Source organism: Lentzea sp. NEAU-D7, assembly GCF_026242055.1.
Classification (GTDB): Bacteria; Actinomycetota; Actinomycetes; order Mycobacteriales; family Pseudonocardiaceae; genus Lentzea.
The window spans coordinates 177,576-193,919 of record NZ_JAPJDL010000001.1; the positions used below are offsets into that span (position 1 = coordinate 177,576).

General features: G+C 71.9%; 18 protein-coding genes. 11 read left to right on the forward strand and 7 right to left on the reverse strand.

Annotated elements, in window-relative coordinates:
- Positions 1-27: 27 nt before the first annotated feature.
- The 3 genes from ORI60_RS00765 (at position 28) to ORI60_RS00775 (ending at position 2,411) form a co-directional block, all read left to right on the forward strand.
- Positions 28-357 carry a DoxX family protein gene (locus ORI60_RS00765; RefSeq protein ID WP_266032718.1) on the forward strand — a complete coding sequence of 110 codons (330 nt, stop codon included), beginning with the start codon at positions 28-30 and terminating at the stop codon, positions 355-357.
- 63 nt (positions 358-420) lie between these two features.
- Positions 421-1,977 (forward strand): HD domain-containing phosphohydrolase, encoded by a 1,557-nt coding sequence (locus ORI60_RS00770; RefSeq protein WP_266032721.1) that lies wholly within the window; start codon positions 421-423, stop codon positions 1,975-1,977.
- 68 nt (positions 1,978-2,045) lie between these two features.
- A complete protein-coding gene (locus tag ORI60_RS00775) occupies positions 2,046-2,411 on the forward strand; it encodes a DsrE family protein (protein WP_266032725.1) in 366 nt (121 codons plus the stop codon).
- 22 nt (positions 2,412-2,433) lie between these two features.
- Here the strand turns inward: ORI60_RS00775 and ORI60_RS00780 are convergent, their stop codons facing one another.
- A complete protein-coding gene (locus ORI60_RS00780) occupies positions 2,434-2,955 on the reverse strand; it encodes a YybH family protein (protein ID WP_266032728.1) in 522 nt (173 codons plus the stop codon).
- A 100-nt stretch (positions 2,956-3,055) separates the two neighbouring features.
- Between ORI60_RS00780 and ORI60_RS00785 the strand changes: the two genes are divergently transcribed.
- Entirely contained in the window at positions 3,056-3,718 is a 663-nt protein-coding gene (locus tag ORI60_RS00785) for a TetR/AcrR family transcriptional regulator (RefSeq protein ID WP_266032730.1), read from the forward strand.
- A 1,469-nt stretch (positions 3,719-5,187) separates the two neighbouring features.
- Here ORI60_RS00785 and ORI60_RS00790 read toward each other — a convergent pair.
- Positions 5,188-5,415, reverse strand: coding sequence for a hypothetical protein (locus ORI60_RS00790; RefSeq protein ID WP_266032733.1), 228 nt, complete (start codon positions 5,413-5,415; stop codon positions 5,188-5,190).
- A 126-nt stretch (positions 5,416-5,541) separates the two neighbouring features.
- Complete coding sequence (locus ORI60_RS00795; protein ID WP_266032735.1) at positions 5,542-6,105, reverse strand: TetR/AcrR family transcriptional regulator; 564 nt, start codon at positions 6,103-6,105, stop codon at positions 5,542-5,544.
- An 88-nt stretch (positions 6,106-6,193) separates the two neighbouring features.
- Between ORI60_RS00795 and ORI60_RS00800 the strand changes: the two genes are divergently transcribed.
- The 4 genes from ORI60_RS00800 to ORI60_RS00815 all read left to right on the forward strand — a co-directional run bounded on the left by ORI60_RS00800 (position 6,194) and on the right by ORI60_RS00815 (position 9,605).
- On the forward strand, positions 6,194-7,093 hold the full coding sequence (locus tag ORI60_RS00800; protein ID WP_266032737.1) for an NmrA family NAD(P)-binding protein: 900 nt from the start codon (positions 6,194-6,196) through the stop codon (positions 7,091-7,093).
- Between the two features lie 61 nt (positions 7,094-7,154).
- Positions 7,155-7,928, forward strand: a complete 774-nt coding sequence (locus tag ORI60_RS00805) for an ArsR family transcriptional regulator (protein ID WP_266032741.1) — start codon at positions 7,155-7,157, stop codon at positions 7,926-7,928.
- On the forward strand, positions 7,925-8,305 hold the full coding sequence (locus ORI60_RS00810; RefSeq protein ID WP_266032743.1) for a VOC family protein: 381 nt from the start codon (positions 7,925-7,927) through the stop codon (positions 8,303-8,305). Before ORI60_RS00805 ends, ORI60_RS00810 begins: the two co-directional genes overlap by 4 nt.
- A gap of 40 nt (positions 8,306-8,345) precedes the next feature.
- Positions 8,346-9,605 carry an APC family permease gene (locus ORI60_RS00815; protein ID WP_266032746.1) on the forward strand — a complete coding sequence of 420 codons (1,260 nt, stop codon included), beginning with the start codon at positions 8,346-8,348 and terminating at the stop codon, positions 9,603-9,605.
- A 1-nt stretch (position 9,606) separates the two neighbouring features.
- Here ORI60_RS00815 and ORI60_RS00820 read toward each other — a convergent pair whose 3' ends face one another.
- The 3 genes from ORI60_RS00820 to ORI60_RS00830 are packed head-to-tail and all read right to left on the reverse strand — an operon-like array spanning position 9,607 to position 11,898.
- Positions 9,607-10,449 (reverse strand): cytochrome c biogenesis CcdA family protein, encoded by an 843-nt coding sequence (locus ORI60_RS00820; protein WP_266032749.1) that lies wholly within the window; start codon positions 10,447-10,449, stop codon positions 9,607-9,609.
- Positions 10,446-11,009 carry a redoxin domain-containing protein gene (locus tag ORI60_RS00825; RefSeq protein WP_266032752.1) on the reverse strand — a complete coding sequence of 188 codons (564 nt, stop codon included), beginning with the start codon at positions 11,007-11,009 and terminating at the stop codon, positions 10,446-10,448. The genes ORI60_RS00820 and ORI60_RS00825 overlap by 4 nt, the downstream gene beginning before the upstream one ends.
- A gap of 28 nt (positions 11,010-11,037) precedes the next feature.
- A complete protein-coding gene (locus ORI60_RS00830; protein WP_266032755.1) occupies positions 11,038-11,898 on the reverse strand; it encodes an alpha/beta hydrolase in 861 nt (286 codons plus the stop codon).
- A gap of 104 nt (positions 11,899-12,002) precedes the next feature.
- Between ORI60_RS00830 and ORI60_RS00835 the strand changes: the two genes are divergently transcribed.
- Positions 12,003-12,446 (forward strand): SRPBCC family protein, encoded by a 444-nt coding sequence (locus tag ORI60_RS00835; protein ID WP_266032758.1) that lies wholly within the window; start codon positions 12,003-12,005, stop codon positions 12,444-12,446.
- A gap of 23 nt (positions 12,447-12,469) precedes the next feature.
- Here the strand turns inward: ORI60_RS00835 and ORI60_RS00840 are convergent, their stop codons facing one another.
- Entirely contained in the window at positions 12,470-13,720 is a 1,251-nt protein-coding gene (locus tag ORI60_RS00840) for a glycosyltransferase (protein ID WP_266032760.1), read from the reverse strand.
- Between the two features lie 194 nt (positions 13,721-13,914).
- On the opposite strand from ORI60_RS00840, the gene ORI60_RS00845 reads away from it, so the two are divergent.
- Together ORI60_RS00845 and ORI60_RS00850 are read left to right on the forward strand one after the other, a co-directional pair.
- On the forward strand, positions 13,915-15,597 hold the full coding sequence (locus ORI60_RS00845) for a glycosyltransferase family 4 protein (RefSeq protein WP_266032762.1): 1,683 nt from the start codon (positions 13,915-13,917) through the stop codon (positions 15,595-15,597).
- Positions 15,598-15,717: 120 nt separating this feature from the next.
- Positions 15,718-16,260: a hypothetical protein gene (locus tag ORI60_RS00850; protein ID WP_266032765.1), complete on the forward strand. Its 543-nt coding sequence runs from the start codon at positions 15,718-15,720 to the stop codon at positions 16,258-16,260.
- The last annotated feature ends 84 nt before the right edge of the window (positions 16,261-16,344 follow it).

A 16,344-nucleotide genomic window follows, 5' to 3' on the forward strand; every position in this document is an offset into this window, starting at 1 on the left:
ACGGCTTTCCACGCCGACAGTGGGAACATGATCGTCGAACTGGTCACCATCGCACTCAACGCGGGTGCGGCCACCGCGGACTTCGCCGGCGCCGAGTTCGTGCGCGACAACGCGAAGAAGCTCGGCATGTCGCCCCGGTGGATCCTGCCGCTCGGCGTGCTCAAGGCCGCCGGCGCCCTGGGCCTGGCCGCCGGGCTCGCCGGGGTGCCTCACCTCGGTGTCGCCGCGGCGGGCGGGCTGACGTTGTTCTTCGTCGGGGCGGTGGCGCTGCACGTGCAGCAGGGAGTGCTGCGCAACATCGTGTACCCGGCCGTGTTCCTGGGACTCGCCGCCGCGTCGCTCGTCAGTCAGTGGTGACCTGCGCGTGCGCGGTGTTCGCTCCGCACGGTCGAACCGCCGTCGCGAAGCTACTCTGCGCCGGTGGAGGATGCTGATCGTGACGCCGGGATCCACCTGGGCGAACTGCTGGCGGCGTTCTCGCTGGCGACGGACCTCGGGCTGGGTCAGCCGATGGAGCACGTCCTCCGGTCGTGGCGGATCGCGGAGCGGCTCGCCGAACGCATGGGCCTGCCGGAGGACCAGCGCCGGTCGCTGTTCTACGTCTCGATGCTCGCCTGGGTCGGCTGCGTGGCGGACTCCCCGGAGGTGTCCGCGTCGTTCGGCGACGACATCGCCTTCCGTGCGGACAGCTACGGAGCCGACCTCGCCGGGCTGGAGGGGTTCGGCTTCTTCCTGCGCCGCGCCGGTCGCGGCAGGCCGATGTGGCACCGGCTCCGGGTGGCGACGACGATCCTGACGACCGGCGGCCAGAACGTCGTGCAGGGCATGCAGTCGCACTGCACGACGACCTCGACGCTCGCGGAGCGGCTCGGGCTCGGCCCGGACGTGGTGACGGCGCTGCGGCAGTTCTTCACCCGCTGGGACGGGCGAGGGGTGCCGCAGGGGGTGGGCGGCCCGGACATCGCGCCGATCGTCCGCCTGCTGCACCTGGCCGACGTCGTCGAGGTCCGGCATCGGACCGGTGGCGTCGACGGCGCGCTCGAGGTCGCCAGGGCGCGACGCGGCCACCAGTTCGCGCCTGACGTGGTCGACGCGTTCGTTGCCCACGCCCACGAGGTGCTCTCCGACGTCGGTACCGGGGTCGACGTGCTCGCGGCGGATCCGCGGCTGCGGCGCCCGCTGACGGAGGGCGAGCTGGACACGGCGCTGGAGGCGCTGGCCGACTTCACCGACCTGCGCTGCGCCTCGCGCGCCGGGCACTCCCGCGGCGTCGCGGACCTCGCCGGCGCGGCGGCCCGGTCGATGGGGCTCCCCGCCACCGACGTCATCGCCACCCGCCGCGCGGGCCTGCTGCACGACATCGGGCTGCACGGCGTGCCGGCGACGATCCTGGACCAGCCTGGACCGCTGTCGGCCACCGACTGGGAGCGAGTGCGGCTCAGCTCGTACTACACCGAGCGCGTCCTCGCCCGTCCGGCGGCACTGGCGAGGCTGGGCGCGATCGCGGCGACGGCCCACGAGCGCATGGACGGCAACGGCTACCACCGCGGCCTGTCCGGTGCGGCGGTGCCGATGACCGGGCGCCTGCTGGCCGCGGCGTGCGCGTACCGGGCGATGCTCGAACCGAGGGCGCACAGGCCGGCGTTGACCGGCAAGCAGGCCGTCGGCGTGGTGCGGGACGCGATTCGGACCGGCGCTCTCGACGGCGACGCGGCCGAGACGGTCCTCGCCGCCGCGGGCAACGGCGCCCGGCGGCGGGTGTCGGGTCCGGCGGGCCTCACGCCGCGCGAGGTCGAGGTGCTGATCCTGATCTCGCGCGGCGCGCAGACCGGTGAGGTCGCCGACCGGCTCGGCATCTCCCGCAAGACGGCGGGGACGCACATCGAGCGGATCTACACCAAGACCGGGGCGTCGTCACGCTCCACCGCGACGTTGTTCGCGCTGCGCAACGGGCTGCTCGACCCGCTCGATCTGTAGGGAGAACGCCCGACGACACGGGCCCCGCCCGCTCCTAGCGTCGTGTCACCGACGAAAAGGAGCAGGTCATGTCGAACAAAGCAGTCATCAGTCTTTCGACGGGGCTCGAGGACGCGGAGAAGGTGACCGTCGCGTTCCTCGTCGCGATCGGCGCCGCCGAGACCGGACGCGAGACGATGATGTTCCTGTCCAAGGAGGCGGTGCGCCTCGCACTGACCGGCACCGCGGCGGGCGTCGCGTGCGACGGCTGCCCGCCGCTGAGAGACCTCTTCCAGCGCTACGAGGCAGCCGGTGGGCGCTACTACGTCTGCCCGCTCTGCTTCAACGCCAAGCAGCTCGACGCCGGCGCCCTCATCCCCGGCGCGGAGGTCAACGGCACCATCCCGCTGTGGAAGTGGATCGGCGACGAGCCCGCCACCACCTTCAGCTACTGACGAGAAGTGGCGGTACAGGTGCTCACGGCCGCTTGAGCGCCTGTTCCGCTTCGCCCGCAACGGAGTCGCGCGACGGAGTGCTCCACGGCGCCCCGCGGTCGCGCTTCATCGGCGGGATCTTGAAGTTCGCGTAGGAGTACTTGCCGGTGATCAGGCCCTCGGCGTCGAAGTGGAAGACGTCCATCCCCTGCCAGACCATGCGCGGGCCGTACCGCAGCAGCCCGAGCAACCGCAGCAGGGGGAAGACGCCGCGGCCGTGCCTCCCGGAAACGTCGATCCGGCACGCCCAGCGGATCGCCGCGCGGCGCCCGGGCTCGTCGACGAGCTTGTCGTGCACGTCGAAGCGCATCGCGCCGTACCTGCCGGCGAACTGGGGCGCGAACTCCGCGCGGATGGCGGCCTTGCCCCGATGCTTCGCGCCGTCGCCGGGCTCGTACTCGGCGTCGTCCGCGAAGCAGGCCATGACGCGGTCGAGGTCGTTGACGTTGAAGGCGTCGACGAAGCCGTCGACCGTCGCGGACAGGGAGCGCTCGTGCTGGGTCATCGGTCGTGGCCTCCGGCCGCGCAGGGTGTCGTGCTGACCAGCCGGACAATAAAGGAACACCGTACTTTTAACAAGAACGCCTGGTAGAGTGCGCAGCGTCATGGAAGCGTCGTTCCGGCGGGCACGGCGCCCGGACCAGAAGGAGCAGCGGCGGGAGACGATCCTCGCGGCTGCCCGCGGCCTCGCCCTCGGCAAGGGCGTGGCCCAGGTGAGCCTGGGTGACATCGCGGCCGCCGTCGGCCTGGTGAAGTCCAACGTCCTGCGCTACTTCGGCACCCGCGAAGAGATCTACCTGCAGCTCACCATGCGCGACGGCACGGACTGGGCCGAGGCGGTGCTCGACCGGCTGAAGAGCGCCTCCGGCATCGAGCAGATGGCCTCCGCGCTGGCGGACTCCTTCGCCGAGCGGCCGCTGTACTGCGACCTCATCGGCCACGCGGAGACCATGCTGGAGCACAACGTCTCCCTCGAGGTGCTGCACACCTACAAGCTGTGGGCGATCGACATGTACGCGCGGGTCGGCGAGCAGATCATGGCCGCGTGCCCGGAGCTGACCGGCAGGGACGGCTCCTCCGTGGTGTTCGCCGCGGGGGCGTTCGTCGGCAGGCTCCACCCCCTGTCCCAGCCACCGCCGGCGCTGGCCGAGCTCTACGCCCGCGAACCCGGGATCGCGGCGGTGTTCCCGCCCTTCCGGCCGACTCTGCAACGCTTCGTCGCGGCGACCGCCGCCGGTCTGCCCGTGGTCCGGGGCGACTCGTCCTGACGACGCTGATGGTGTCCTGCAAGGGATGTACGCCGAACCTGCCTCGGCGCGCTCTCCGTCCACCTGGGACGAAAAGCGTCCATGTGAGCCAGTCGGGTGATGTGCGGCGACGAACCGCTTGACACGTTTTCCGGTACGTACTATAAGAAAAGTGTCGGTCAGTGACCTGGTGACAGTTGCCTGGGAGTGATCGAGATGGTCAGCGAAAGCGGTGTTCCGCACCTCCACCCTTGCGGTGGAACGACATTCCGCACGGACAGAAGTGTGTTCGCGGACGTTGTCGCCGCCGACCTCGACTGGGTGCGGGCGGAGTTCGACGCGATCGTCGCTTCCAACTTCGGCGATCCGTGCGCCCGGCCGCCCCGTCGGCACCACCCTCGGCCTGCTCGCCGCCCGGGACCCCCGGTGCCGGCGGTGAGGTCCTCCGTCCGGCTGTCCGGCGACCTCAGCCGGACATCACGCAGAGTCGGCGCGCGGGAGCGTTCTCCTCCGCGCCAGGGGTGAACGGTGGACCACGAACGCGACGCAGGAGGTGATAGCGGGCAAGGTACGACTCGTCCGCTGTGGCTGTTCGCCTCTCGCTCCGCCGGTTCCCGCCTCCGCGCGGACGACCGGCCGGCGTCTCGCGACGCGATCAAGGCGATCGCCACGGCAGCACGCGGTGCTGCGAGCCGGCCCTGTCCTGATCGTGTGCTTCCCGTGCAACCCGAGTTGAGTCCGGCCTCGCCCGCCGCGGCCCTGGTGCCGCGGCGGGCCCGATCTCGTGCGGACACGACGCCGCCTGGCGACTCCGATCCGAGGCCGTGATCGCTCAGGCGGTCCGCCCGGCTACTGGCCCGCCAGCGAGTCCATCCGGTCGATCAGGCCCCGCACGTCCGTGTTGTGGTGGTGGTGCCGGTGCGCCTCGTTGCGCAGGAGCTGCATCGCTCGGCGTCCCCGTCGATGAAGTGGTTGATCGCCAGCGCGGTCAGGCTCAGGGCCCGGCTGCGCGTCATGGCCTCTCCGCAGCCCGAAACCGCGGCGGTGAGCTGCGGGACGGCGAAGGACGTGTAGCTGGCGTCGGCCGCTGGGCCAGCTCGGTGCAGATGACACCGGTGAGCCCGGACAGGTCGATCTGGTCGTAGAAGGCGAGCCAGCACGGCACCGCGGCCGGTGCGGCCCGCTCGAACGCGTCCACGGCCTGGCCCGGCAACCGCAGCGCGTCGCCGGCCTGGCCCGGCGTGGCGTGTGCCCAGGCCTGGTTGGCCAGCAGGAGCGAGGTCGCCAGCGTCGCGCGACTGCCGCGCGCGACCTGCTCCCCCGCTGGAAGTCGGACAGGGCCTGGGCGGAGTCGTTGTGGCGCAGGCGAACCCTGCCGATCCGGTAGTGGATTTTCGCGGTCAGATCGCGGGCGCCGGTGGACGACGCCAGCTCGAGCGCCTGGGTGAAGTGGGCCAGGGCGGCCTGCGTCTGCCCGATGTCGAAACAGGTCACCCGGCGAGGTTGTGCAGATCCGCCACGGCGCCGCACAGACGCGTCCGCACCGAGTCCGTCGCGCCGGCCGCGAACATGCGATGAGCGGTGCGCAGCTCGGCCAGCACCGCCTCGCAGCAGGCTCCGCCACCGAACCGGTAGTCCGCGGCCCGCAACCGTTCGATCGTCTCGTCGACCCGCCGCACGTCGAACGCCCCGACACGGCCAACGCCTTCTGCATCCACGGCACACCTCGACCAAGGACGAGCTTGGACAGCGGCCGCACTGTTGGACCTGCTGTCACAAATGGTAGAGCGCTCAGGTCCCGCATCTACACTTCCGCAGCGGGCTGGAATCCTGTCCCAGCGGGACTAATGCCCAGTGCACGCACTCGGGGCGATGCCGGTGATCGCCAGGCCCAGCAGGCGTTCGGCGTCCGCGCCGGGATCTCTGTCGGCCAGCAGGGAGATGGCGTTCACCAGGGCCAGCACGTCCGCGGCGGTGACGTCCGCGCGCACCTGCCCCGCCGCCTTGGCCGCCGCCAGCAAGGGCTCGGCCGCGGCGCCCAGGGCGTCGTGGCCGCAGGAGCCCTCGTGGTTCTCGTCCGGCAGCGGCACGAGGGTGGTGGCGAGGCCCCGATTGGTCAACGTGTAGCGCAGGACCGCCTGCAGCCAGTGGAAGAGCGCCGGCCCCGGGGGCTGCTCGGCGGCCAGGCGGGCGGCCTCGGCGGCGACCGCGTTCGTGCTGCCCTCGAACACCGCTTCCACGAGTTCGCGGCGCGAGCGGAAGTGGCGGTGCAGGGTGGCCGAGCCCACCCCCGCGTCCTTCGCGATCGCCTCCAGGGAGGCGTCCACGCCGTGCTGCCGGAACGCGGTCTCCGCCGCCTGAACGATCCGTTCACGACTGCGCTGGGCGTCGGCCCGCAAGGTCTTCATCCACCGCTCCCACTTGCTAACTGGGGTCAGGCCCCATATGTTAGCAGCCGCAAGTGGGGGCACACCCCATTTTGAAGCGGAGGCAGTGATGACGGACGTGGTGGTCGTGACGGGTGCGACCGGGCAACAGGGCGGATTCGTGGCACGGCGACTCCTGGCGGACGGGGTGCCGGTGCGGGCGCTCGTCCGGCAGCCCGAGGCGGCCGCGGCCAGGGCTCTCGCCGAGGCGGGGGCCGAGCTCGCGCCCGGCGACCTGACCGATCCGGGCTCGCTGGTGGCCGCGCTGCGGGGCGCAAGGGCGGTGTTCTCGGTGCAGACCCCGAGTCTCGCGGACCTGGGGTCGAACGCCGAGCGGGTGATGGGGCTCAACCTGGTCGCCACCGCGCGCCGGGCCGGGGTACCGCAGTTCGTGCACTCCTCCGTGTCCGGGCTCGGCGACTACCTGCGGGCCGACGCGCTGGGGGAAGCCGCGCACCGGGGTGACCCGCACTACTGGCGGAGCAAGGCGGCCGTCGGACAGGCGTTGCCGGACAGCGGGTTCGACGCGTGGACAGAGCTGCGGCCCGCGTTCTTCGCGTCGAACCTGCGCCGGCCGTCGATCTGGTTCGAGAACATGACGGGCGAGGCGATCGTGACCGCTCTCGACCCGGACAAGCCCCTGGCGGTCTTCACCCCCGACGACATCGGCACCGCCGCGGCGGCCGCCTTCGCCGACCCCGCCCGCTTCCACGGCCACGCGATCGAACTCGCCGGCGAGCTGTTGTCGTTGCGGCAGATGGCCGCCGCGCTGACCGCCGCCGGCACGCCCGCGCACGTGGAGCACGTCACCGTCGAGCAGGGCGAGGCCCGCGGGATGCTGCCCCAGCTCCTCGCCAACCAGGCGGGCATGAACACCAGCGAGATCTCCGCCGACCCGGCGGTCGCGGCCCGCTTCGGCATCCCGATGACCTCCTTCGCCGACTGGGCGAAGCAGCAGGTCGCCCACTGAGAACCGCTCGAAATGCAGTTCAGGGATATTCAATCAACTTGGGTTGATGTAGTTTCGGCGCGTGGCCACCGACCGCCGGACTCCGGGCGCACCGCGGTTCCTCCGCCTCGCCGGGGAGCAGCTGCGCTGGGAGCTGCTGCGTGAGCTGGCCCGCAGCGACCAGCGGGTCGGTGATCTGACCGCCGCCGTGGGCCAGCCGCAGAGCCTGGTGTCCTACCACCTGCGCAAGCTGCGCTCCGGGGGCTTGGTCACCGGTCGCCGCAGCTCCGCCGATGGCCGTGACACCTACTACCGCCTCGACCTCGGCCGGTGCGCGGAACTGCTCGCCGGCACGGGGCAGGGCCTGCACCCGGCCCTGGAACTCGTGCCGCCGCCACCGCCCGCGGAAGGCGAGATCCGGGGCAGGGTGCTGTTCCTGTGCACGGGGAACAGCGCCCGTTCCCAGATGGCCGAGGCGCTCCTGCGTCGCCGCGCGCCACTGGTCGAGGTCATGAGCGCGGGCAGCCACCCGAAACCACTGCACCCCAACGCGTTCGCGGTCATGCGCGAGTACGGCATCGACCTGTCCGGGCATCGCGCCAAGCACCTCGACGAGTTCGCCGGGCAGCGTTTCGACCACGTCATCAGCCTGTGCGACAAGGTCCGGGAGGTGTGCCCGGAGTTCCCCGGCACCTCCGGTCCCGTGCACTGGAGCATGCCCGATCCCTCCGCGGCCGGGGACACGCCCGAGGCCGGTCTTCCCGCCTTCCGCCGCGCGGCGGAGGAGCTGTCGGCCCGCATCGGGTTCCTGCTGCAGAGCCTCGCCCACCCCCGCTCACAGGAGACGCGATCATGACCGAGGACCTCGCGAGCGTGCGTTACCTGGTCGACGACGTCCAGGCGGCCGTCGACTTCTACACCACCCATCTCGGGTTCACCCTGCGCTCGTCGGCCGCTCCGGCCTTCGCCGACGTCGTGCGCGGGCCGTTGCGGCTGTTGTTGTCCGGTCCGGCGAGCTCCGGCGGGCGTCCGATGCCGGACGGCGAGGTGCCCGAGGCGGGAGGCTGGAACCGGATCCACCTGGTCGTGGACGACCTGGACGCCGAGATCACCCGGCTGCGCCAGGCCGGGGTCCGCTTCCGCAACGACGTCGTCACCGGGCCCGGCGGGAGCCAGGTCCTGCTGATCGACCCCGCCGGCAACTTCGTCGAGCTCTTCCAGCCCCGCCGGTGATCTCCTCGGCGCACGACACCCGGAAACGTGAGGACGTACGGTGACTTCACCCGCACCAGGGCTGGCACGCCGGCTGGGCACGAGGGACGCGGTGGTCATCGGCCTCGGCTCGATGATCGGCGCCGGGGTCTTCGCCGCCTTCGGCCCCGCCGCGCGGGCCGCCGGCACCGGGCTGCTGATCGGCCTGGTGATCGCGTCCGTCATCGCCTACTGCAACGCCACCGCCTCCGCGCAGCTCGCCGCGACCTACCCGACGTCCGGCGGCACCTACGTCTACGGCCGCGAGCAGCTCGGCCACTGGTGGGGGTTCACCGCGGGCTGGGGCTTCGTCGTCGGCAAGACCGCGTCCTGCGCCGCGATGGCGCTCACGTTCGCCACCTACGCCGTCCCCGGTCCCTGGTGGGCGCAACGGCTCGTCGCGGTCGCGGGCGTGATCGGTCTCGCGGCGCTCAACTACCGCGGTGTCACCAGGACCGCCGCCCTCACCCGTGTCCTCGTGACCGCCACGCTGATCGCCCTCGCGACCATCCTGGCCGGCATCGCGACCGGAGGCGCGGCGACCACCGACAACCTCGGGGGCTGGGGCGCGCTCGGCACCGGCGGGATCTACGGGACGCTGCAGGCCGCCGGACTGCTCTTCTTCGCCTTCGCGGGGTTCGCCCGCATCGCGACCATGGGCGAGGAGGTCCGCGACCCGCAGCGCACCATCCCCCGTGCCATCCCGATCGCCCTGGGCATCACCGTGGTCGTCTACGTCCTCGTCGGCGGCGCCGCCCTGCTGGCCGCGGGCCCCGACCGGCTCGCCGCCGCCGCGGCGCCTCTGACCGAGGCCGTCACGGCCGCCGGTTCACCCGGCCTGGCCCCGGTCGTGCGCATCGGCGGGGCGCTGGCCAGCCTCGGCGCGCTCCTCGCGCTCATCGCGGGCGTCGGCCGGACCACCCTCGCGATGGCCCGCAACCACGACCTGCCCCACTGGCTGGCCGCCGTCCACCCCCGGTACCAGGTGCCCCACCACGCCGAGATCGCGCTCGCCGTCGTCGTCAGCGTCCTCGTGTTCACCACCGACCTGCGATCCGTGATCGGCTTCTCGTCGTTCGGCGTGCTGGTCTACTACCTCATCGCGAACCTCTCCGCCGCGAGCCAGCCGGACGACCAACGGCGCTGGCCCCGCGCACTCAACGCGCTCGGCGCCACGGGCTGCGTCACGCTCGTCGCGACCCTGCCCCTGCCCTCCGTGATCGCCGGACTGGTGATGTTCGCCGTGGGCCTTCTCGGGCGTCTGGTCGTGCGGCGCCGCTGACTCACCTGGTCCGGCTGCGCCGCCGGACCAGCACCACGCTGCCCGCCACCAGCACCGCGAGCACGACGACGAACGGCACCGGCCCGATCGTGGTGAACCAGTCGACGAACAAACCCTGCAGCCGTCCGGCGGCGTCGACCACCGGATCGGCCGCGTCGCCGTCCCCGAAGAACAACCGCAGCTCGTACACGCCGTAGTACGCCACGTACGCCCCGACGAGCACCAGCAGCACGCCACCCAGCCGGGACACGTGCGGCAGCAGCGAGCGGGCCCGCCGCGTCACCACGTCGCTGGCCAGAGCGGTGGCGATCGCGAGCACGGTCACCACCAGGCCCATGCCCGCCGCGTAGGCGAGGAACGCAGTGACGCCGTCCAGCACCTCGCCGCTGCGCAGCGTCGATCCCGCGACGGCGAGGAACGGGCCGATGGTGCACGACAGCGACGCGATCGCGTACGCCACGCCGTAGCCGAACATCGACCCGACGTGCCGGTTCGGCGCTCCCCTCGCCGGCTTGGGCACCAGCACCGTGATCTCCCGGCCCAGCACCAGCAGCACACCCAGGACGACGAGCGCGAGTCCGATCAGGACGGTCACGAACGGCAGGTAGCGCTGCACCGACGACGCGACCACCGAGAAGGCCAGGCCGAAGAGGCCGAAGACGGTGACGAACCCGAGCGTCATCATCGCGCTGGACACGACGGCCCTGGTCAGCAACCGCGCACGGGACTGCTCGCTCGCGCCGGTCACGACCAGCGCGAGGTAGGCGGGCAGCATCGCGAACCCGCACGGGTTGACCGTCGCGACCATGCCGGCCACCAAGGCCACCAGCAGCGTCTGCGTCATGCCAGCGCGCTCAGCCGCTGCTTCAGGTCCTGCTCGGAAAGCTGGCTCGTCACGACCTCCACCTGGCCGCCGGGGCTGACGAACGCGTACGCGGGCTGGGCGGTCACGCCGAAGCGCTTCCACACCGCGCTGTCCACGTCGGCGACGTGCTGGAACGACTGGAGCCCGTACCGCTGCACGAACTGCTGCATCGCCGGCACCTGGTCCAGCGCGGCGACTCCCAGGAACGTGACCTTCTCGCCGTGCTCTTTCGCGGCCGCGGCCATGCCCGGCGCCTCTCGCTGGCACTTGGGGCACCACGGCGCCCAGAACCACAGCACGACCGGCTTGCCGGCGAGGTCCGCCCCGGAGAAGTCCTTGCCGTCGACGGTCTTGGCGGTGAACTTGAGCTGGTCCGGCACGGCCGCCGCCGCGGAGGTGCCGCCGGCCGGCGGCGCGGTGCTCACCGGGGACGTGGCCGGTGGGGCCGGCGCGGGACCGGGCGAGCTCGCCGGGCTTCCGCACGCGGCCAGGACGGCGAGCAGGGCTAATGAGACGGCCGTGACACGAGTTCCGGGCATGCGGTGATCGTGCCGCAACCCAGGCCTGTCAGTTATTACGAATCGCGGAAACCGAACGACTCGTCTCGGCGAGGGCGGCCGTGGTGTGGGCGACGATCTCGTCCTGGGCTTCGTCCCTGGAGACGGTCGGCACGCCGTCGCCCGGCTGGTCGCCGTAGTCGCCGAAGAACGCGTGCACGGCCCCCGGAACCTGTTCGAACCGCGTGTCCGCCGGCAGCAGGCTCCGCGAGTCGGCGATGTCCCGCGGTGTCGTGAAGCCGTCCTGCTCGCCGTGGATGGACCACGCCTCGAGCCCGTCGCGGCCCGACAGGTCGTCGACCGGGTAGGACGCCCACAGCACCAGGCCCCGCACCGACGGGTCCGCGAGGACGTCCCGGGCCGCGGCCACGCCTCCGAGGGAGTGCCCGCCGACCGCCCAGACCGGCACCTCGGGGTGTTCGGCGCGCAGCGCCGCCGTGTCGCCGCTCAGCAGTGCGATGTTCAGCGGTTCCTTCACCACGACCACCAGGTATCCCTGCTCGGCCACGCGGCGCAGCAGTGGGAGGTAGGCGCGGTGGTCCACCCTGGCACCGGGGTGGAAGACCAGTCCGGCGCGCGCCGGGCCGTCCGGCCGCAGCACCGTCGCGCCGTCCCCGGGCTGGGTCGCCCGGAACGGCTGCAGGTACAGCAGCGGCGCGAGCAGGACGACCGCGAACACCACGACCAGCCACGACGGCGTTCGCCGCCACAGGGCGAGCGCGACGCCACCGACGGCGGCCACGCCCAGCAGCACCAGGTGAGCGGGGTGCCCCGCGGTCAACGGGCCCCACCCGGCGACCAGGAGGACGAGCGGAACGCCGACGCAGGCCGCGGCCGCCAGGCGACGTGGCCAGGTCAGATCGTTCAGCACGCTGATCATTATGCAGATGGTCAGCGCGCTGAACAAACGGCCGGCGGACGTGTGTCCGCGCCGTTCATCATGCAGGGTCCGGTGGCCGGTGTTTGGCTGGAAAGGTGCCCCAGAGAAGCGTCTCCGCCACCAGGACCGTGCACGCGACCGCCGACCGGATCTTCGACCTGCTGGCCGACCCCTCGAAGCACCCGCTGATCGACGGGTCCGGCTCCGTCCGCGCGCCGCGGCCGGGTGCGCCCGGGAGGCTGGCGCTCGGGTCCGCGTTCGGCATGGACATGAAGATCGGCCTGGCCTACCGGATCGAGAACACCGTGGTCGAGTTCGAGGAGGACCGGCTGATCGCGTGGCGCCACTTCAACGGTCACCGCTGGCGCTGGCGGCTCACCCCGCTCGACGACGGCACCACGGAGGTGACGGAGACGTTCGACTGGTCGACCGCCCGCTTTCCGCTGTTCTTCGACCTCTCCCCCGTCCCCCGGCGCAACCTCGCGTCGATGGAACGGTCCCTGGAGCGGTTGCACGCGCTCTTCGGCTCGAACGCGTGATGCCATGAGCCCGCACCCCTGTCTCATCCGCGCTCCAGCACGGTCAGCAGCCGTGCGGCGCCCCGGTCAGGACCGGCGGCTCGCACGGAGTCCCGCAACGCCGCGAACGGTTCTGGCTCCTCCAGCAACGAGCGCAGTGCCGTCGTCACGTCCTCCGGTGCGGTGGTGTTGGGATCGAGGCAGAGGCCCGCTCCCGTCCGCTCGGCGTCGTGCGCGATGCAGAACTGGTCGCTGGAGAACGGCAGGACCACCGCGGGAACCCCCGCCTGGAGGCATTCCGTGAAGGAGTTGTTGCCGCCGTGGTGCACCATCGCGGCGACGTGCGGCAGCAGCGCGCGCTGCGGAACGACGGACTCCAGGACCACGCGCGGATCCGTGGCCAGATCAGCCAGTTCGGCCACACGGCCTCCTGCTGCGACCACCACGGTCACGTCAGGGATTCGCAACGCTCCGCGGACGACCGTGCGCAGGACATCGTGCCGTGCGGACAGGAACGTGCCGAGCGCGACGAGGACCACCTGGCGTCCGCGCACGCGATCGAGCCACGCGTCGTCGAGTGGTTCGGGAGCCGTGCAGTGGCCCAGGAAGATCTGCTCCTGCTGTGCCGGCAACGGCGGCAGCCACGGCAGTTCCGGGTAGTTCACCACCGCGGCGCGGGAGGAGGTCAGGGCGAACGCGCGGGGCGGCACCGGCCGCGCCGGGGCGAAGTCGCGCAGGAACTTCGTGAACGCGGCGGTGAGAGCGCGATCGGTGCGCCGCACCTCCGTCGCCAGTTCCGCCAGCTCCTCCGGTGCCGGGTGCACCGCGGACGGCCACGCCTGCGGCAGTCCGAAGAACTGGTCGTCCCGTGTGACCAGGTACGTCGGGTGCCCGGTGACGTAGGACACGAACGGCAGGCCGAGTGCGTGCAGGGCAAGGGTTGTGGCGTAGTCGATCTGGTCCACGACGTACCAGTCCGGCCTCACCCCGTCGTGCAGCGCGCGGAGAGAACGCAGCACCTGGTCCGGCGCGGCCAGCGGATCGGCTCTGCGCCGCCGGGTCTGCGCCAGCAGTGCCGCCGCCGCACCTCCTTTCGTGGCTTCGAGGAAGTCGGTGACGTCACGGGCCGAGCGCGCGTCCTGCGCGGTCCGCTCGGCGATGCCGCTGTTCGAGTCGCGCGTCGTTCTCATGTCCGCGAAAGGAACATCGGGCGCGAGATCGGCGAACTCCGCGCCACAGGCGAACGTCACGTCCTGGGCACCCGCCTTGCTCAGGGCCGTGGCGAACACCGACATGGGCTGGGCGTGCGAACGGAAGGGCGGACTGACTACGACGAATCCCGGCACCGGGCTCCTCCTTGTTGCTGCTGCTGGAAATTCGTTCGATCCGACCGGCCCGTTCGGTTCGAACACCAGAGGTGCGGACACATCACGAGGTACAGCGAGCACTGGAATCCCGACGGGCCGAGACCGCGGTTCCGAGCCCTCACGTGCTGGTCGAGGCCCTTCTGCGCGATCGGCGTCCGGCCACCTTCTCCCTTGTCTGCGAACAGATCCCCGCGACCGTGCGGGCGCACGGCGCCGACGCGACGACCGCCGAGCTCCGCCGGGCGATCACGTCCACAGAGGACGCCGAGGTCACCGAGTGGCTGCTCGACGCGTCCACACTGCACCGGCTCACACCGCTGAGCCCCGGCGAGGCACGCGCGATCGCCACGGGTCCGGTGCTGTGGCGCTACCTCGACTCACTCGGCGAGCCCGTCGACGCCGATCCCCGCTCCCCCTATGAGAAACTAATGCTCGACGTTCTGCACGACGACATCTCGCTGCCGGTGGCCGCGCCCGCGAGCGGGCCGACGGTCGCGCAGTCGATGCTCATCGGCGGAACGGCCCGGCCGGGGGAGGGCGCGAGCGGCGGGCTCACCGTGTTCCTCGCCTCCCTGGCCGACGCGCTGGTGCGGCGCCAGGACATCGGCAGGGTGGTCACCGTGGTGCTCGCACCCGAGCCGACCACCGTGACCGTGCGGAAGGACGCCGAGCTCGACCACTGGACGGTGCACGTACCCGTCGACTCCCCGGTCGCGCCCGCCCAGCCGGACATGGCGCGTCATCGGGCGGGAATCACGTGGTGGCTCACCAGACTCCTGCGGCAGTGCGGTCTGTCACCGGACGTCGTGCACGTCCGGTACTCCGACGACGGGTCCCTCGCGGTGGCCGATGCCGCCCGGCTGCTCGGCGCCGAGCTCGTGTTCACCGTCACCCCGGACCCGCACCGGCACCTGGCCGAGCGCCATCCGGAGGGCACCGCGGACCTCGCGGCCATGCGGTTCGACCTGCACCGCGTGCGCGTGGCCGACCACCTGGTCGAGCGCGCGGACCAGGTGATCACCATCGGCGGCCGGCAGGACGAGGTGCTGGCGCACTTCCCCCAGCTCGACCCGGCGGCGTTGTGCGCGCTCGAAGAAGGCATCGCCCCGCCACCGGCCCCCACCGGACGGCCTCTGGCGCGGGAGCTGTTCGCCCCGGCGGCACTCCCCCGCCTCGACGCCTCCGCCGCGGGCCTTCCCGTCCTGCTCAACGTGGGGCGGCTGCACCCCATGAAGCAGCAGCCATTGCTGGTGCGCGCCTGGCTGGAGGCGGGGCTGCACCGCTCGACCGCGCTGGTGATCATCGGTGGCTCCTCCACCGCCAGAACGCCGGACGAGCAGGCGGTGCTCGACGAAGTGCTGGAACTGTCCCGTTCCGAGCCCTCGGCACGCGGCCGGCTCGCGGTCCTGTCCGCCTGGTCGAACCACGACATCAGACGGCTGCAACACGAACTGGCGGCCACCCCACCGTCCTCCGGCGCCCCGCACGTCTACGCCTGCGCCAGTGCCAAGGAGGAGTTCGGCATCGCGGTGCTGGAGGCGATGGAGGCCGGACTGCTCGCGGTCGGCCCGCGGCGCGGTGGCCTGCGTTGCTACATCGACCACGGGCACAACGGGTTCCTGGTCGACACCTCGACCGCACGATCACTGGGCGAGGGGCTGGCCCAGGCCGTCGGCCTCGGCGCGGGGACCGCACCGGTCGCGGCGGCCGGACAGCGGACCGTGCGCGAGCGGTTCCACATCGACGCCGTCGCGGACCCGTTCGCGGCGCTCTACCGCCGGCTGTCAGGCACACGCCGGTCCTGAAGCTCTCTCGACACCACTGCTCGGCGGCACCGAGAAATTCTCCCGCAGGTGCATCCGCGGAGGCGGTGCCGGTCGTACCTCTCGTGAACTGTTCCGCACGACGAATGAGGAGTGCTTTCGATGCGCAACCGCATGATCGCTGCCGCAGTCGCCTTCGGCATCGCCCTCGCCGGTGGTGCGGCGGTGGCCGCACCCGCCAGCGCCGCCCCGGTCTCCGCAGCGACCTCGAACGGCAAGGCGTGGGGCAACTTCTTCAAGGGGCGCACCGACCTGACGCTCGACCCCGCCGCGGCGGCGGCGCTGACCTCGCTCGGCGTCAAGGTGAAGCCCGTCTTCGCGGGCAAGACGGGATCGGCGATCAGCTTCGCCATCGTCGGCGACCCGTCCGACGGCACGATCGAGCACGTCGGCGGGCTCGTGCTGCAGGCGGGACACACCCGGCTGTACCTGACCAACTACACGATCGACCTCAACCGCGGCGTGCTGTCCGGCCTGGTGAACTTCCGGCAGCGCGCCGACCTGTTCACGATCGGCGCCGCGACGCCGCAGGGCGTCACGCTCGCGCTCACGCCCGGTGCCGCGTCCGTGCTGAACAGCACGTTCGGCGTGACGGCGTTCTCCGCGGGACTCGTCATCGGGTACGGCAACCCGGTTCTGCGCTGAGGCCCCCTGTCCGGGCCCGCCCGCGGCGTTGCGGGCGGGCCTGCCCCGGCCGTTGGGCGAACCTCGTCCGCGGCCCCTAGATTC

Bases quoted from the DNA above. Each gene is read 5' to 3' on its own strand.
- ORI60_RS00775 (WP_266032725.1), top strand. From the start codon at position 2,046: ATGTCGAACAAAGCAGTCATCAGTCTTTCGACGGGGCTCGAGGACGCG.
- ORI60_RS00820 (WP_266032749.1), bottom strand. From the start codon at position 10,449: ATGACGCAGACGCTGCTGGTGGCCTTGGTGGCCGGCATGGTCGCGACG.
- ORI60_RS00780 (WP_266032728.1), bottom strand. From the start codon at position 2,955: ATGACCCAGCACGAGCGCTCCCTGTCCGCGACGGTCGACGGCTTCGTC.
- ORI60_RS00765 (WP_266032718.1), top strand. From the start codon at position 28: ATGATCGTCGAACTGGTCACCATCGCACTCAACGCGGGTGCGGCCACC.
- ORI60_RS00850 (WP_266032765.1), top strand. From the start codon at position 15,718: ATGCGCAACCGCATGATCGCTGCCGCAGTCGCCTTCGGCATCGCCCTC.
- ORI60_RS00840 (WP_266032760.1), bottom strand. From the start codon at position 13,720: ATGTCGGTGTTCGCCACGGCCCTGAGCAAGGCGGGTGCCCAGGACGTG.
- ORI60_RS00800 (WP_266032737.1), top strand. From the start codon at position 6,194: ATGACGGACGTGGTGGTCGTGACGGGTGCGACCGGGCAACAGGGCGGA.
- ORI60_RS00785 (WP_266032730.1), top strand. From the start codon at position 3,056: ATGGAAGCGTCGTTCCGGCGGGCACGGCGCCCGGACCAGAAGGAGCAG.
- ORI60_RS00795 (WP_266032735.1), bottom strand. From the start codon at position 6,105: ATGAAGACCTTGCGGGCCGACGCCCAGCGCAGTCGTGAACGGATCGTT.
- ORI60_RS00825 (WP_266032752.1), bottom strand. From the start codon at position 11,009: ATGCCCGGAACTCGTGTCACGGCCGTCTCATTAGCCCTGCTCGCCGTC.
- ORI60_RS00810 (WP_266032743.1), top strand. From the start codon at position 7,925: ATGACCGAGGACCTCGCGAGCGTGCGTTACCTGGTCGACGACGTCCAG.